The sequence below is a fragment of the Acinetobacter sp. FDAARGOS_724 genome (assembly GCF_013364475.1).
Lineage (GTDB): Bacteria > Pseudomonadota > Gammaproteobacteria > Pseudomonadales > Moraxellaceae > Acinetobacter > Acinetobacter variabilis.
In genome coordinates this window covers 1,755,342-1,772,668 of record NZ_CP054908.1, presented here as the reverse complement: position 1 = coordinate 1,772,668, position 17,327 = coordinate 1,755,342, and the positions used below count along the sequence as shown (strand labels likewise).

13 protein-coding genes and 6 tRNA genes are annotated in these 17,327 nt (G+C 42.7%); 14 read left to right on the top strand and 5 right to left on the bottom strand.

Annotation, left to right across the window (positions count from 1 at the left end; translation table 11 throughout):
* Positions 1-356 precede the first annotated feature (356 nt).
* The 3 genes from FOC32_RS09660 to FOC32_RS09650 form a co-directional block, all read right to left on the bottom strand.
* Positions 357-447, bottom strand: a tRNA-Ser gene (locus tag FOC32_RS09660).
* Positions 448-534: 87 nt separating this feature from the next.
* On the bottom strand, positions 535-2,571 hold the full coding sequence (locus FOC32_RS09655; protein WP_175967213.1) for an NADPH-dependent 2,4-dienoyl-CoA reductase: 2,037 nt from the start codon (positions 2,569-2,571) through the stop codon (positions 535-537).
* A 147-nt stretch (positions 2,572-2,718) separates the two neighbouring features.
* Positions 2,719-3,072 (bottom strand): hypothetical protein, encoded by a 354-nt coding sequence (locus FOC32_RS09650; RefSeq protein ID WP_034170456.1) that lies wholly within the window; start codon positions 3,070-3,072, stop codon positions 2,719-2,721.
* 243 nt (positions 3,073-3,315) lie between these two features.
* Here FOC32_RS09650 and argG point away from each other — a divergent pair, with 243 nt between their 5' ends.
* Entirely contained in the window at positions 3,316-4,659 is a 1,344-nt protein-coding gene (argG, locus tag FOC32_RS09645) for an argininosuccinate synthase (protein ID WP_175967211.1), read from the top strand.
* Positions 4,660-4,713: 54 nt separating this feature from the next.
* Here argG and FOC32_RS09640 read toward each other — a convergent pair whose 3' ends face one another.
* Complete coding sequence (locus FOC32_RS09640; protein WP_175967210.1) at positions 4,714-5,985, bottom strand: GGDEF domain-containing protein; 1,272 nt, start codon at positions 5,983-5,985, stop codon at positions 4,714-4,716.
* Between the two features lie 152 nt (positions 5,986-6,137).
* Here FOC32_RS09640 and pyrC point away from each other — a divergent pair, with 152 nt between their 5' ends.
* The 13 genes from pyrC to FOC32_RS09575 all read left to right on the top strand — a co-directional run bounded on the left by pyrC (position 6,138) and on the right by FOC32_RS09575 (position 15,892).
* Entirely contained in the window at positions 6,138-7,172 is a 1,035-nt protein-coding gene (gene pyrC / locus FOC32_RS09635; protein WP_175967209.1) for a dihydroorotase, read from the top strand.
* A complete protein-coding gene (gene rnt, locus FOC32_RS09630; RefSeq protein WP_034704922.1) occupies positions 7,157-7,816 on the top strand; it encodes a ribonuclease T in 660 nt (219 codons plus the stop codon). Before pyrC ends, rnt begins: the two co-directional genes overlap by 16 nt.
* Before the next feature lie 20 nt (positions 7,817-7,836).
* Positions 7,837-7,912 (top strand) — tRNA-Glu (locus tag FOC32_RS09625).
* A gap of 162 nt (positions 7,913-8,074) precedes the next feature.
* Entirely contained in the window at positions 8,075-8,230 is a 156-nt protein-coding gene (locus FOC32_RS09620) for a hypothetical protein (RefSeq protein ID WP_005234786.1), read from the top strand.
* Positions 8,231-8,360: 130 nt separating this feature from the next.
* Positions 8,361-9,791, top strand: a complete 1,431-nt coding sequence (locus FOC32_RS09615) for an amino acid permease (protein WP_175967208.1) — start codon at positions 8,361-8,363, stop codon at positions 9,789-9,791.
* 211 nt (positions 9,792-10,002) lie between these two features.
* A tRNA-Glu gene (locus tag FOC32_RS09610) sits at positions 10,003-10,078 on the top strand.
* Positions 10,079-10,188: 110 nt separating this feature from the next.
* Positions 10,189-11,601, top strand: coding sequence for an amino acid permease (locus FOC32_RS09605; protein ID WP_034170462.1), 1,413 nt, complete (start codon positions 10,189-10,191; stop codon positions 11,599-11,601).
* Between the two features lie 84 nt (positions 11,602-11,685).
* Positions 11,686-12,579, top strand: coding sequence for an alpha/beta fold hydrolase (locus FOC32_RS09600; RefSeq protein ID WP_175967207.1), 894 nt, complete (start codon positions 11,686-11,688; stop codon positions 12,577-12,579).
* A gap of 248 nt (positions 12,580-12,827) precedes the next feature.
* A complete protein-coding gene (locus FOC32_RS09595; RefSeq protein ID WP_005234779.1) occupies positions 12,828-13,739 on the top strand; it encodes a hypothetical protein in 912 nt (303 codons plus the stop codon).
* Between the two features lie 131 nt (positions 13,740-13,870).
* Positions 13,871-13,946 (top strand) — tRNA-Glu (locus FOC32_RS09590).
* Positions 13,947-13,970: 24 nt separating this feature from the next.
* Positions 13,971-14,046 (top strand) — tRNA-Glu (locus FOC32_RS09585).
* Positions 14,047-14,091: 45 nt separating this feature from the next.
* Positions 14,092-14,167 (top strand) — tRNA-Glu (locus FOC32_RS09580).
* 303 nt (positions 14,168-14,470) lie between these two features.
* Positions 14,471-15,892: an iron-containing redox enzyme family protein gene (locus tag FOC32_RS09575; RefSeq protein WP_175967206.1), complete on the top strand. Its 1,422-nt coding sequence runs from the start codon at positions 14,471-14,473 to the stop codon at positions 15,890-15,892.
* Between the two features lie 65 nt (positions 15,893-15,957).
* Here FOC32_RS09575 and FOC32_RS09570 read toward each other — a convergent pair whose 3' ends face one another.
* A complete protein-coding gene (locus tag FOC32_RS09570; RefSeq protein ID WP_175967205.1) occupies positions 15,958-17,202 on the bottom strand; it encodes an NADH:flavin oxidoreductase/NADH oxidase family protein in 1,245 nt (414 codons plus the stop codon).
* Positions 17,203-17,327: the final 125 nt, after the last annotated feature.

The window sequence follows — 17,327 nt, the reverse complement described above, 5'->3', positions numbered from 1 at the left end:
CTAGTCGACTTTCAGGTGTTTCAGTCATTCAGCGAATTAATAATGAAAAATGTTCTATTTAATAAACTGATAACGGCAATAAAATAAGCTTTAAATTTTTATATCCTCTTGTCAGATAAAAATTTAGATCATACTTTTTAAATTGAGACTTAAGCTCGTTGCCTGAGATTAAATTTTAGAAATTAAAGCTATATATGCATTCGTTTTTATTCATTCATTTTTTAATAAGAAAATATCTTAGAAATTAGATCAATTAGCTAGTTATCTACTTACTACATCTAAAAAATCAGACAGTTTCCAACTAAATAAAACTTAGACAATAAAAAACCCCGATCATTGATCGGGGTTTTCATATCTGGCGGAAGCGGTGAGATTCGAACTCACGGAGGGGTATAAGCCCTCGTCGGTTTTCAAGACCGGTGCATTAAACCGCTCTGCCACGCTTCCATGTGCGCAATAATACGGAGCTTTTAGGCGACTGACAAGTGAAAATTACAGTGAATCTCATCAACTGCATATAGTTTCATCAAATCCTTACAATTTTGCTGCCAATTCTGCCCCTTCACGAATTGCACGCTTGGCATCCAGCTCAGCAGCCAGCTTCGCTCCACCAATAATATGGTAATTCGCCAAAGTCTTTTGTCCTTCTGAAGGCATAACATCTTTGACCGACTCTTGACCAGCACAAACCACGACCGTATCTACACGCAGTAACTGATCATGCCCATCCACTTCAATCCACAAACCTTCATCCGTGATCGATTTATATTGCACGCCGCGTAACATGCGCACGCCATGTTTTTTTAATTGGGCACGATGAACCCAACCCGTGGTTTTACCTAAGCTTGCTCCTAAAGCGGTAGTTTTACGCTGTAATAGATAAATTTCACGTACAGGTGGCTCGACTTCTGCTGGCTGCAGTCCGCCTTCACTTACATAATTTGCATGCAGATCTACCCCCCACTCCCGTTTCCATTCATCTACAGGTTGTGGTTGCGGCTGATGCGGGGGCTTTAATAAAAATTCTGATACATCAAAACCGATTCCACCGGCACCAATGACCGCGACACGATCTCCTACTGGTGCACCGCGCAATACTTCAGCATAAGACAGAACTTGAGGTGCATCACTACCGGCAATTTTCAATTCACGCGGAACAACGCCCGTAGCAACAATGACTTCATCAAAACCTTCGCGTTCCAATTGCTCCCGATTCACTCGAGTATTTAAACGGACATCTACCCCAGTTTTTTCCAGTTGTACTTTAAAATAGCGAATGGTTTCATGGAATTCTTCTTTGCCTGGAATCACTTTGGCCAGATTAAATTGCCCACCCACTTCGTCGGCGGCTTCAAATAAAGTCACATCATGACCGCGGCTGGCTGCGACTGTGGCTGCGGATAGACCTGCGACTCCACCACCTACTACCGCAATCCCTTTAGGCTTTTTGGTTTTGACATAAACCAGTTCGGTTTCATAACCAGCACGTGGATTTACCAGACAGGTAGCGCGTTTATTTTTAAAGGTATGATCCAGGCAGGCCTGATTACAGGCGATACAGGTATTAATTTCATCAACACGATTGGTTGCAGTTTTATTCACCCAGAATGCATCTGCCAATAACGGGCGTGCCATTTGCACCATATCTGCCTGACCTGATGCCAAAATCGCTTCAGCAGTCTCCGGCATATTGATCCGGTTCGATGCAATGACTGGAACAGCAACATGTTTTTTGACTTCTGCGGTGTAATCTACGAATGCAGCACGAGGAACTGAAGTGACAATCGTCGGAATACGCGCTTCATGCCAGCCAATACCGGTATTCAGCAAAGTTATTCCAGCCTTCTCTAATGCTTTAGCGACTGTAATCACTTCCTGCATGGTATTGCCATCATGTACCAGATCTAGCAAGGACAAGCGGAAACAGATAATAAATTTTTCACCAATTTCAGCACGAATCGCTTTAACAATCTCCACCGCAAAACGCATGCGGTTTTCAATGTCCCCACCCCAACGATCAGTACGCTGATTGACGTGACGGCTTAAGAACTGGTTAATCAAATACCCTTCAGATCCCATGATTTCCACGCCGTCATAGCCCGCTTTTTTAGCCAGTTTTGCAGTTTTAACATAGTCCTGAACCGTATCCAGAATCTGGTTTTCAGACATCTGACGTGGTTTAAAAGGTGAAATTGGCGATTTGATCGGGCTCGCAGATACCACAAAAGGCTGATAGCCATAACGTCCGGCATGCAAAATTTGCAACAGAATCTTGGCCCCATGCTTATGCACAGCATGCGTAACCAGTCGGTGTGGTGCAACATCACCCAAGGTATTCATCGTTCCACCAGCGGGCAATAACCAGCCCTGACGATTCGGTGAAATCCCGCCAGTAATCAGGAGACCCACACCACCTTTGGCACGTTCACCAAAATAAGCTGCCAGTTTAGGATAATTATAAAACCGATCTTCCAAGCCCGTATGCATTGATCCCATCACCACACGGTTTTTAATCGTGGTGAAACCCAGATGTAATGGTTTTAAAATATTTGCATAGCGCGTCGTTGTCATAAAATATCCCTGATTCTTATTTGGCTAAAAGCTTAAATCTTATCAATGTACTTTAACTGATTTTCAGAGGCTTTTTATGACTATCATGTCTGCTTTCTCAGGCACAAATACCAATTGTGATATTTATGCCGTACCTTAATGGTGAATTTATTGCTGCCATTGATTTTTGCTCGATTTCCATAAGGCAATTACACCGAGTACTGTACCAATGGGAAAACTGAGCAGCATCAGGATCGCCATAATTCTGGACAAGGTGCGTCCTGAACCATTGCCCTGTTTTACCTTGAGACAGGCCTGAATATTCAAAACAATCAGCACCGCCAAAAGTAGCAACACAATAACCAGACTCAACATGGAAATCGTCGACTGCTGATATTCCAGATATAAAAATGCAACCGTACTAAAAACCAGCAAACCGGCATAGATTCCATGCACAATCGACAGGGTTTCATTTTTGGCAGCCGGTTGCAGATTAGGTAAAGGAGGAATATTCGGGCTCATGAGGGCTATCCTGAAGATGTTTTTTTAATGATGTTATTGAATCTTCCCAGATTTTCCTATTTTTTAAGCATTTGTCAAAAATACGGTAATTTTATGATTATCTAAGCCTATTGAATCAAGATTTTGAAATGAGTTTTTCTTTTCTAAAGCAAACCTAAATAAAATAATGATACAATTGACGCAATATGTGTTTTTTCAGGCCACCACTTCTGGCGTGCCTATTTCATATCATTAGGATGAACAATGTCTGATAATGCAACTATCTTGCAGAATGTCCCAGTAGGCAAAAAAGTTGGTATTGCCTTTTCTGGCGGTCTAGATACTTCTGCAGCTCTTTTGTGGATGAAACAAAAAGGCGCTGAACCTTATGCTTATACAGCAAACCTGGGTCAGCCAGACGAAGACGATTACGATGCGATTCCAAAAAAAGCTGAAGCTTATGGCGCAGTAAAAGCACGTTTGATCGACTGCCGTTTACAGCTTGCATTAGAGGGTATTGCTGCAATTCAATGTGGCGCGTTCCACATTTCTACAGGTGGCGTTCCATACTTCAACACGACTCCTCTTGGCCGTGCAGTAACAGGTACCATGCTGGTAACTGCAATGAAAGAAGATGACGTGAACATCTGGGGTGACGGTTCTACTTATAAAGGTAACGACATCGAGCGTTTCTACCGCTACGGTCTGTTGACTAACCCTAACCTGAAAATCTACAAACCTTGGTTAGACCAGACCTTCATTGACGAGCTAGGTGGCCGTGCAGAAATGTCACAGTTCCTGATCGACAATGGCTTTGACTACAAAATGTCAAAAGAGAAAGCTTACTCAACTGACTCAAACATGTTGGGTGCGACTCACGAAGCCAAAGATCTTGAATACCTGAATGCGGGTATCAAAATCGTTGACCCAATCATGGGCGTTGCATTCTGGAAAGAAGAAGTTGAAATCAAACCTGAAGAAGTATCGATTACTTTTGAAGAAGGTTTCCCTGTTGCAATCAATGGTCAACGTATCGAAGATCCAGTTGAGTTCATTCTTGAAGCGAACCGTATTGGTGGCCGTCATGGTCTAGGTATGTCGGATCAGATCGAAAACCGTATCATCGAAGCGAAATCTCGTGGTATCTACGAAGCTCCGGGTATGGCCCTTCTTCACATCGCTTATGAACGTCTGGTCACTGGTATTCATAACGAAGATACGATCGAACAATACCGTATCAACGGTCTTCGTTTGGGTCGTCTTCTGTACCAAGGTCGCTGGTTCGATTCTCAAGCATTGATGCTTCGTGAAACTGCACAGCGTTGGGTAGCTAAAGCTATCACTGGTACTGTGACTTTAGAACTGCGTCGTGGTAATGACTACACCATCATGAACACTGAATCTCCTAACCTCACTTATGAAGCTGAGCGTTTGACTATGGAGAAAGGTGATTCTATGTTCTCTCCAGCGGATCGTATCGGTCAGTTGACTATGCGTAACCTGGATATCACAGATACACGTGCGAAACTGGGTATCTATACAGATTCTGGCTTACTTGCAGTAGGTACAGGTTCTGCAGTACCTCAATTAAAAAACAAAAACAAATAAGTTTGTTCAGGTCAAAAAAACCGCTCATCTGAGCGGTTTTTTTATAGATTCGATTTAGGTATTCACACTGTTTGGATTTGCAGTGCGGATCGACTGATAATAAATCTGATTCCGTCCTAGCTGTTTGGCTCGATACAACGCCTGATCCGCAATTCCCAACAAAGCATCCTTATCAATGAAGTATTCACCACGATAAACGGTAATGCCCAAACTGATGGTGATATGGTTAGCTACACCAGATTTCTCATGTGGAATTTCCAGACGCTCAATTGCATTAAAGATATTGGGAGCCAGTGCATAGGCGCCATGCGCATCAGTTTCTGGAAGCAGTACCACAAACTCTTCACCACCATAACGGGCCACAAAGTCCATATGCCGGATGGCATTTTTAATGGTAAAGGCAATACTGGAAATGACATCGTCCCCTTTTTGATGCCCATAGAAATCGTTATAGTTTTTAAAGTGATCTACATCGATAAACAAAATCGCCAAAGCATGCTGATTACGACGGGAACGTTCAAAAAAGATATCCAGTGTTTCATCGAAAGTTCGTCGATTAGAGATTTTGGTCAGTTCATCATGCTGGCTTAAATGCAGTAATTCTGTGGTATGAATCCGCTGAATTTTCTCACTGATTCTGGCCCGCATGGTGTATAGAAAAATCATTCGCTCACGGGCAAAAAGCATATAACTAATCACACATCCCAATAGGCTACTGCCAATCAGAATCCGCCCCAAGACTAGCGCATTAAAGTCGATCGATAACATGGATAACAGCCAGACCGTACAAAGTGCAGCAAATAATCCCGTGATTAACATCTGTAAAGGTTTTACTCCGGTCAGAATATATCCCAAGATGTAGATAATGGTGATGATCGCCATCGACTGATGTTGCAAGCTTACTGTTTGAATAGACATGGTCAGATAGGAGGTCGAGACTATCATCCAGAACATCAGCAGCATGGAAGCTTGCGGAAAAAAGCGTTTGATTTTAGGTAGACAGGAGAAGAAATAAAAAGCAAGTAAAGCTAGACTACCATTGATCAGCCCCAGCATACAGCGCACAAAATCTTGTACGAAATATTGTGAATCGATAATCCAGTAGTCCGTTGGAACCATAACGAGCAGAAAAATAAAATAGGTCAGTACACCTGCCCAGACATATTTTTCGACATGTTTACGTGCTCGCTCCAGGTTTTTGCTCCAGAACTCCTGTTCCAGATTCTGAGGGAAAATCGAACCTACACGCTGACTTTGCCGTGTGATTAATTCTTCTATTTTTTCTTTTTCATCTTGCAATTTTGCTAGATTGTACTTGTATTCCATTGCCAAGTATTTATGTAATTTTTTTATTAATTTTAAAATATCATACTTTTATAAATTAATTTATAGATATCCCTTATTTTGTATATATTTCTCGTTACCATTTTGGGCATAGATGCATTATCATTTGTTTTATTTCTCCGATTGAATTCGCCTTGAATACGATTACCCTTCTCCAGCCAGACGACTGGCATGCCCACCTGCGTGATGGTCTCGCTCTGCAACGCACCGTTCCTGATCTAGCCAAACAGTTTTCCCGCGCAATCTGTATGCCGAACCTTGTTCCCCCAGTTAAAACTGTGGAAGAAGCATTAAGCTACCGTGAACGTATTATGGCGCATGTTCCTGAAGGTAGCGATTTTGATCCACGCATGGTGCTGTATTTCACAGATAATACCTCTCCAAGCGAAGTCAAAAAGATTAAAGATTCTGATCATGTCAATGCCATTAAACTTTACCCTGCTGGCGCAACCACCAACTCGGATAGCGGTGTAAGCGACATTAGTAAAGTATATTCTGTCATTGAACAGCTTGAAGAGCATCAGGTGCCTTTATTGCTGCACGGTGAAGTGACGCATAACCATGTCGATATTTTTGACCGTGAAAAACGCTTTCTAGACGAAGTCTTAGCACCGTTACTGAAACAGTTCCCGAAACTGAAACTGGTTCTAGAACACATTACCACCAGCGAAGCAGCTAATTTCGTGCTGGAACAGGATCGTAATGTAGCTGCGACCATTACTCCACAGCACTTACTGTTTAACCGTAATGATATGCTGGTTGGTGGGATCAAGCCGCACTTCTATTGTCTGCCAATTTTAAAACGTCAGACGCATCAGCAAACGTTGCTTGAAGTAGCGACCAGCGGTAATCCTAAATTCTTCTTAGGCACCGACAGTGCACCGCACTCAAAAAATGCCAAAGAAAATGCGTGTGGCTGTGCAGGATGCTATAGTGCGCCGACTGCAATTGAGTTATATGCTCAGGCCTTTGATCAAGTAGGTAAAATCGACCGTCTAGAAGGTTTTGCCAGCCACTTTGGTGCAGATTTCTACGGCCTCCCACGTAATACCAAAACCATTACGCTGGTCAAAGAAGATCAAGTTATTCCTGAAAGTCTAGACTACTTGGATGGTGAACAAATCATTCCGCTATATGCAGGAAAAACCATTCAATGGAGAAAAATGTGACAAATGAAACTCTTCCAGTCATTGGTCAGCGTTTCCGTGGATTTTTGCCTGTTGTTGTCGATGTTGAGACAGCAGGCTTTAATGCACAGACTGATGCCTTGTTAGAAATTGCGGCCATTCCAATTGTTTATAATGAAGATGGTCAGTTTGTGCCTGGTGAAGCTTACCATGCACATATCAATCCTTTCGAAGGTGCCAACCTGGATCGCCGCTCTTTGGAATTTATCGGGATTGACCCGTCAAATCCGATGCGGATCGCAATGGCTGAAGATGAAAAAACCGCGTTAAAACGTATTTTTAAATCGGTTAATGAAGTGCGTCGTCAGCAAAATTGTACGCATGCCGTTTTGGTCGGTCATAATGCGCATTTTGATTTGGGCTTTGTACAGGCCGCAATTGCCCGTACCGGAACCAAAAACCAGAACCCGTTCCACAGTTTTTCTGTGTTTGATACCGTAACTTTAAGTGCGGTGATGTTTGGTCAAACGGTTCTGGCTAAATCTTGTATTCAGGCCGGGATTGAGTTTGATGGCAAAGAAGCACACTCTGCGTTATACGATACGCAAAAGACTGCGGAACTGTTTTGCTATATTTTAAACAAACTCGCACCTCACCTGCTTGACACTTTGGTGGCGGATCAATAAGATACCGCCATCTTCTAAACGTCCCTATCGTCTAGAGGCCTAGGACATCGCCCTTTCACGGCGGTAACCGGGGTTCGAATCCCCGTAGGGACGCCATCTTATTTACCCCCACTCTTCTTTCATTTTTTTCAAGAAAACTCTTTTTCTTATTATTGCTTTCAATCCTATTGTTATAAATTCCGCATGACTGAGTTTGGTGCACTTTCTCGTTTGCTTAGGCTATAATCAAGTTGATGTTAGGTTTTGATCAATTTTCCCATGCTAAAGAAAATCTTGCTTGTTTTACTCATTCTGGCACCTTCAGCGCTTTATATTTATGTGATTAGTCGCGATGATAAAACTGCTGAGAATCAAGCAGAAACTACGCCTGCTGAAAAAACACCGACTGAGCAATACCAGACTCCAGATCACTAGTTTTTAAGAGGCTTTGCAAATATTTATTTTTCAAATTAAAAAAATAACTTTATGAGGAAATTCCAATTTATGTGATATTTCAAATAATTAAAACTAAAATACTTTTTTTAAATCTCTCCTTTTATGAGCTATGCAATCTCCCTCTCCACCTTCACAGCATTCGTCTGTTGAGGGCCAAACTCCGTCATTAAAACGTGCCATGGGCACACGTCATCTGATCATGCTCTCCCTTGGTGGCGCAATTGGTACCGGCCTGTTTATGGGTTCCGGTGAAGTGATTTCACAAGCTGGGCCTTTAGGCGCGGTACTGGCCTATATTATTGGCGGCTTGATCGCCTATATGGTCATGCTCTGCCTCGGTGAACTGGCTGTACATTTACCCGTATCTGGTTCCTTTGGTGCCTTTGCAACCCATTATATTGGCCCGGGTACTGGCTATATGGTGTCCTGGATGTACTGGCTGGGCTGGTCAGCCACTTTGGGTACCGAATTTACTGCCGCAGCAATTTTGATGCAGGAATGGTTCCCGCAAACTTCGATCTGGTTATGGACACTGATCTTTGCTGCAGGTGTTCTGCTCTCCAATCTAAGCTCAACCCGTACCTTTGCCGAATCAGAATTCTGGCTATCGCTGGTGAAAGTCGCGACTGTACTGATTTTCATTATTCTGGGCTTTGCCTGTATCTTTGGCTTTATTCCGTTCCAAGGTTATGAATCTGCGCCACTGTTCAATAATTTGACTGAACATGGCTGGCTGCCAAACGGTTTAATTCCGTTATTCACCACATTACTAATCGTGAACTTTGCCTTTAATGGTACCGAGATGATCGGGATCGCTGCCGGTGAAACCGAAAATCCTGAGAAAAATGTACCGAAAGCAATTCATGCTGCGGTATGGCGTCTGATGATTTTCTTTGTCGGGACCATTATCGTGATTAGCTCACTGCTGACTTATACCGATGCGGGTTTACAGGTCGGTGGTCATGGGGGCTTAAGCAGCAGCCCGTTTGTATCCGTGTTTACCCAAATGGGTATTCCATATGCGGAAGACTTTATCCGTTTCGTAATTATCACTGCACTGCTGTCGACTGCAAACTCTGGCCTTTATGCAGCTTCACGTATGATGTGGGCATTGTCTTCACAAAACCAGTTACCGCGACTGTTTGCTAAAGTCAGTAAATCCGGCGTGCCTTATGTAGCAGTCTGGGTCACCATGATTGGCGGTTTGCCTGGTCTGCTCTCTGAGCAGTTTGGTGCAGATGTCATCTTTAAAAACCTAATGGGCGTGGCCGCTTTTACCATGGTGATTGTCTGGATGAGCATCTGCTGGAGCCAGTTTAATTTCCGTCGCCAATGGCTGAAGTCTGGTCATAGTGTCTCTGAACTAAAATTCCGTACACCTTGGTTCCCTTTAGTTCCCATTCTAGGTTTTGTAACTTGTACTGCAACCGGTCTGAGTATGGCAGCTGACCCTGAAATGCTCTCTGGTTTTATTGGCTGTTTATTGTTTATGGCAGCATGCTATGCAAGTTACTACTGGCTTTATCATCAAAAAGCTTAAATTCTAAACTTTTGAACTTAAAATAATTTCTTTAATAAACCCAGTTCCGATTGGGTTTATTTTTTCATATCAGGTAAATCCGTTCAGAAAATAACATCTTAATAAAATAAAGTTTTTGTTTTGCCTAATGTTTAAACTGTTAAATACATTTTAGTAAAAACTCTTTTGACAAAGTTCGGCTTAGTCCTTAATATAGCCCTCACCTCGCAACGTCCCTATCGTCTAGAGGCCTAGGACATCGCCCTTTCACGGCGGTAACCGGGGTTCGAATCCCCGTAGGGACGCCATTATCTGATCGCACACGATCAAGTCTTATACATAATCCATATTAATACGTTGCAGATTTGTAGTTTTTCACTACAATAACCCGCTTCATTCTCTTATTTTTTTGACTCCTATGCACTCATCTCCGAATGATGCTACGCATCAGGGCAATTCTGCGCCTTTAAAACGCGCTATGAGTACTCGACATCTGGTCATGATTTCGCTTGGCGGCGCAATCGGAACAGGCCTATTTTTAGGGTCGGGTGAAGTCATTGCACAAACGGGGCCTGTAGGTGCCATTCTTGCTTATCTCCTTGGCGGGATCATCGCTTACATGGTTATGCTATGTCTGGGTGAACTTGCCGTTCATATGCCCGAATCGGGCTCATTTGGCGCCTATGCCAAACGCTATATTGGACCAGGGACTGGCTACACCATTACCTGGCTATACTGGCTGACCTGGTCAGTGACCTTGGGAACTGAATTTACCGCTGCAGCTTTATTAATGCAGGAATGGTTCCCGGATAGCTCCATGTGGATGTGGACGTTGATTTTTGGTGCTTTCGTATTCGCACTGAATATGATTTCCACTCGCTGGTTTGCTGAATCTGAATTCTGGCTGGCACTGGTTAAAGTTGTTACTGTCGTGACCTTTATCCTGCTTGGCCTACTCGCTATTTTTGGTGTAGTAAGCTATCAAGGACAGGAAACTGCTCCGCTATTCAGTAACCTGACAGCTCAAGGCTGGTTCCCGGAAGGTCTGTTCCCAATCTTCACAACCATGCTGATTGTAAACTTTGCATTCTCTGGCACAGAACTGATTGGTGTGGCTGCGGGTGAAACCAAAGATCCTGCCAAAAATGTACCAAAAGCGATTAATACTGCAATTTTCCGCTTACTGATTTTCTTTGTAGGTACGATTATTGTGGTGACCTCCCTTCTTCCGCATCAGGAAGCAGGTCTGGCAGCTGAAGGTGTCAGTAGCAGTCCATTCGTGACAGTATTCCAGCATATTGGTATTCCTTATGCCGAAGATATTATCCGCTTTGTGATTATTACAGCACTGCTGTCTGCTGCTAACTCAGGTCTATTCGCTGCATCCCGTATGATGTGGTCATTGTCTTACAGCAAACAGTTACCAGCAGTATTTTCCCGCTTAAATGCGCGTGGTGTACCTTATATTGCAGTCATTGTCACCATGATTGGTGGTATGCCTGGTTTGCTGTCTGAACAGTTTGCCCCGGAAACTATCTTCACTAACTTGCTAGGTATTGCAGCATTTACCATGGTAGTGGTCTGGATGAGCATCTGTCTCAGCATGTTCAACTTCCGCCGTGAATGGTACAAACAGGGTAAAACAGCGAAGGATCTTGATTTTGCTGCGCCATTGTTCCCGATCGTACCGATTCTGGGTTTTCTGTTCTGTCTTATTACTTGTATCAGTATGGTGTTTGATCCAAGCATGCGGATCAGTTTCTTTGGCTGCTTGCTGTTTATCGCACTGTGCTATGCCAGCTACTACAAGTTCTATCACAAAAATGCTTAAACATTAAAATGACTAAAAGAGCAGCTTCGGCTGCTCTTTTTTATTTATACTGAAAATGTTCTAGGCAGCCAGCGTGGTGTGTCGATGAAAATTATTTATATTCATGGCATGAACAAGCAGAAATTCAGCTCTGCGTCTCTGCGTCAACATTGGCTGAGTCTACTGAAATACGGTCTGGAACAGTCGCATCAACAGGCACATTTTGCTTATCTGAAACGGCATATCCATATTCCTTTTTATGGCGACTTGCTGTCCCGTCATCATTTACATAATGTGCTAAATGCCAGCACCTTGATGCCACAAGACTGGCCTCGCTTTCCCTTCCATCAGCCAGTTAAATCCCAGCCACCATCACCCCATCTCAATCAATATTCACCTGAAATTTGTGAAATTCCCGAGCTAAAGGTTGAGGATGCCATGACCTTTAACCAGAAGGTGAAGTTTATTAGTACTTTGAGCCGGAATACTCTATTACGGGATTTTGTGATCTTATTGAATCATTTCCCTCGCCTGCATGATACGCTGATCAAAAAATTTCTGATTGAAACCTATTTTTATCTGGCAAATTTCACATTCATGCAGCAGGTGCATCAGCGAATTGGCCAGCAACTGCATGGCGATAAACCTTGTATCCTGATGGCTCATTCTTTAGGAAGCGTGATTGCCTATCATTATCTGCTTCTGCACCCGGAACTGAATGTACAGCGTTTTATCAGCATGGGATCACCAATGGCTTTCCGGGTCATTCAGGAACATTTGCCCCAGCCTATTCATCGACCAAAAGCTATTAAAGGTGACTGGATCAATTTTTATTGCAGCGATGACTTTTTAACTGCCTTTCCATTATCAGAACCGCCTTTTCAGTTTCAGCCGGCAATTATCAATCGGGAGATTCGTACTTCAATGTATCATCCGCATGATATTGATGGCTATGTCCAGCATCCGGAAGTCATCGAAGCCCTGCTGGAATTACTCTAAAAAGCATCTCAATTTACAGATTTAATTCTAATATTTTCTTTGTACTATTTTTCTGCTGAGTCAAATTCTTTATCCATACCTACTCATTTTCTGGTTTATTTATGACATTTTTACAAATATACATATGTCTGTTAATTATTGTTTTATCAAAGATAATTTACACATTAACACCACAAAAAGCGCTGCTTTTGCTACGTTAATTTTTTCTATACTGTAAATATAATTCTATCGAACTCAGTGGGGTGTCGATGAAAGTTATTTTTATTCATGGAATGAATCAGCAACATCATAGCGCTGCCTCCATCCGCCAACGCTGGCTCCATATACTTCAAAAAGGGATGCGCAAACACCAACAAGATGCCAGATTTAGCTATTTAAAACGTCACATTCGTATTCCATTTTATGGCGATCTGCTTTCACGTTATAACGTCCGCAATATTCTAGAAGCCGGCACCCTGATACCACAGGAATGGCCCAGCTTTCCTTTTCGCAAGCCAGCTCAACCTCAGCTTCCTGCCCCTGTTCCACGTCCTGGCTGGCGTAGGCCCACAATTACCGATTTTTCCCAACCCGGTTCAAGTGACACCATGGATTTCAGACAGAAATTCAATTATTTTACCGCTCTCGGCAGGAATGTGGCGCTTCGGGATTTTGCCTTATTACTCAATTATTTTCCCACTCTGCATCGCACTCTATTGCAGAGATTTCTGATTGAAACTTATCTTTATCTCGATAACCCTGATTTCATGAGAGAGGTACATGAACGGATTGCCCGACAACTGAGTGGTCGCAAACCCTGCATTGTCATTGCTCATTCTTTAGGAAGTGTGATTGCCTATAATCATCTCATCCAGCACCCTGAACTGAATGTACAGCGTTTTATTACTTTAGGTTCGCCATTAGCTTTCCAGGTGATTCAATCCAGCCTGGCACAGCCAGTGGTACGACCTCAGGCAATTAAAGGCGACTGGATCAATTTCTATTCAACGGATGATTATCTTACTGCCATTCCGCTTACTCAACCGCCATTCAAGTTTGAACCTGAAATCATCAATCATGGCATTCGTACACATATTCACCGTCCACATGATATTACTGGCTATTTACTACATCCTCAGGTCGTTGAAGCTATTCTGGAATTACTTAAAAATCCGGCTTAAATCCGGCATTTTTCAAGTATTCTACTAATATTGTTTTAAATTTATGCACTCAAAAGAAAAATTCCAAAAAACTCTGGAAAAGCGTTTGACACCCCCCTGTTTTCACCCTAATATACGCCCACCTCTGAAACGTCCCTATCGTCTAGAGGCCTAGGACATCGCCCTTTCACGGCGGTAACCGGGGTTCGAATCCCCGTAGGGACGCCAATTTCAGAAGTAATATTTTATTAAGTCCCTATCGTCTAGAGGCCTAGGACATCGCCCTTTCACGGCGGTAACCGGGGTTCGAATCCCCGTAGGGACGCCATTACTTCAAATCAAAAGTTCTAGTTTAAAATATCACTTCTACATTGTCCCTATCGTCTAGAGGCCTAGGACATCGCCCTTTCACGGCGGTAACCGGGGTTCGAATCCCCGTAGGGACGCCATATTCGAGATGGTTAATTTAACTAACTTCTCATAAAAAAGCCCAAGCATGATGACTTGGGCTTTTTTATTGCATGTTCCTTCATTCCTGTTTTTTAATGTTTGATCAAATTGTCTCGATTGCAATTTTATTTGTTTATAAATAATTCATTCAAAAATCTTATTCTTTTACATTTCTCTTCAACTCGTTATCCATTCATTTTCATTTACAGCAATCGCACTATAAATCCGAACAAAAAATCAACACCGGTGGTATAAGCATGCCATTAAGGTAGAAAGCATAATATATCTGCAAGGATCAGATTATGTTCGTCAGTACAAAGTTAAGTTCGCCTGAATCATCTATTAAAAATCATAATCATCAATTTAATAACTTTAAAGATTGGGTCAACTTCTTTCAAGATCAACAGATTTCGACGACAGTAAAGACCGAACAGGCTGAGAACTATTTAAGGGGTTTAATCCATCTAGTTGACGTGGCTGGATTGGAATGGCTGGATCAACCCAGACATGTAGAGCAACATTTTCTGGAACAGCACCACCAAACCTGCGCAATTTTCCAGTCTTATGTAGAGCGGCGTAAACAGCAGCAAGGACGTGAATACTTCCCGACTATTTCACATGCATTTGAGTTCCTGGCCAAAGTCGCACCTGTAAAACTGGTAGACGGCTCATGGCTATATTCGACTGTACAAAACTGGAATCGTCCGGAAAACAAAGACCTGATTTATATCTATCTGGAAGAACTGGGCATGGGTCATACCCGCGCCAATCATGTCACCATGTATCAGGACTTGCTGAATCATTATGAGTTGAACAGCTATGCTGAACAGTTAGATGCCAGCTATTATGAACAGGCAGCCGTTCAACTGGCACTAGCTTATGCACCGCCAGAATATTTACCGTTGGTAATTGGCTTTAATCTAGGTTATGAGCAGCTGCCATTACACCTGTTAATTACCAATTATGAGCTGTCTGAACTGGGTATTGATCCGCATTACTTCAATGTGCACATTACTATTGATAATGCTCACAATGGTCATGCACAAAAATCGCTGCAAGCGTATTTAGATCAATATGCACTCGCTGAAGATCCTGCCCAGTATCTAGACCTGATTAAAAAAGGTTATGTGCTGAATGATATTGGTAAAAGTTCTGCCCAGATCATCAAGCAACTGGATACTGAAAAGCTGGCTTTGAAAGTGTTCCAGAACAAAGCGCTGATTGGACAATATATCCATAACCAGAAGTGCCAGTTTAGTGGCAAGACCATTAATGAATGGTTATCCGATCCGGCACAGATTGCGGATTTCCTGAAAGTCATGATTGAAAAAGGCTGGATTGTAAAAGATGCACCTGTAGAACAAAGCCGTTTCTGGAAAATGATTGATGATCCAGATGGCAAAATGTTTGGTGTATTTAATGCGACTGAAAAACAAATTATTAAAGACTGGATTCAAGGTGAGACTTTAGCTGCTCGTCTGTCATCACGTAGCAGATCTCAAGTACATAACCAGATGGAACCAGTGCTGAACCGTATTGACCAGCAACAGATCCATCAGCTGAAAAGCCGTCTGAATCGCTGTGCCGCTGCCGAACAAAAGATTGATTTATTGATTCCTTATGTAGCACCGCATATGCATCATCAGGAAGTAGGCTTGTGGGCAACGCGTCAGCTTTCCCAGCTGCTCTTCCCTTTCCAGACTCAAGCCATGACTTATTCTTAGAAAGATCATTCATAAAAAACAGGGCATTGTATATGCCCTGTTTTTGCTTCAATACATTGTGCACATTAAGCCGATTTACGTGAATTGATCTGACCTTTAATCACAGCTTTCACATTGCCTTTTACGTAATTTAAAAATACCTTTAAAGGCGACAGTTTTGGATTTGGTCGATAACCTTTGGCAATTTCCTTAAATTGCGCGGCATACCAGATGATTTCCATAATCGCCATCTTATCGATCATTGGAATACCAGTTTTAATTTTCTCCACTGTATAACGTACATCCTGTCCTGCAACCAGACGGTTACCCAGATCAGGCTCGACTGCAAATGGACGTGCAATACCGACAAAATCACATGCGCTACTATCTAGGGCTGCATTCATACCTGCTGCGGTACGGAAGCCACCCGTCACCATCAAATGACAATTAACTTCCTGACGGATCTTTTCGGCAAAGTCAAGGAAATAGGCTTCGCGGGCAACCGTTGATGCTTTACGTTTCTCTGCTTTTACCCCTGCCATTGCGGGTGCTTCATAGGTTCCACCAGAAACTTCAATAATATCGATCCCGGCTGCATCCATCGCCTTAAAGACATAAATAACGTCTTCTTCACTAATGCCACCGCGCTGGAAGTCTGCCGAATTTAATTTTACTGAAATGATAAAATTCTCTGAAGTTGCTGCACGTACTGCCTTATAGGTTTCTAGCAGGAATCGGCTGCGGTTTTCAATACTACCACCCCACTGGTCTTGACGTTTATTGGTCAGTGGCGATAAAAACTGGCTAATCAGGTAACCATGTGCCCCATGTAACTGCACGCCTTCAAATCCCGCCTTTTCGCAAATGGCAGCTGAAGTCGCAAAGCGCTGGATAATATCTAAAATTTCATATTCACGCAGTTCACGTGGCGTACCGAAACTCATCGCCAGTGCTGGACTGAAAGGTACAGCTGAAGGTGCTACGGTTTCTTTATTCAAGCCTTTTGGGCATTGACGTCCAGGGTGAGATAACTGTACCAGTTGTACCATACCATGACGTTTTCCGACATTCGCCCAGGCTTTTAACTTTTCCAGGTCACGTTCAGTTTCTATTACCACTACACCGGGTTCATTCTTGGCACGAAAATCCACCATGACATTACCTGTAATCGCACAGCCTAAACCACCTTTGGCCCAAGCTTCATATAACTTTAAATGGGCCTGATTAGGTTGGCCTGCATCATTGGCCAATGCCTCACTCATGGCACCTTTAATGATACGGTTTTTAAACTGGGTATTACGGATCTGGATAAAATCGGCCAATTGTGTCATGTACTTTCCTGAAATGTTTATCTTATTTTGTATGTGTTATAACCTAACTTGCTATAATTGACAATTCATATTGTCAAATGGATACAAATTTTATTTTTAGATATTAGGGGGTAGTCTTAAAAAAA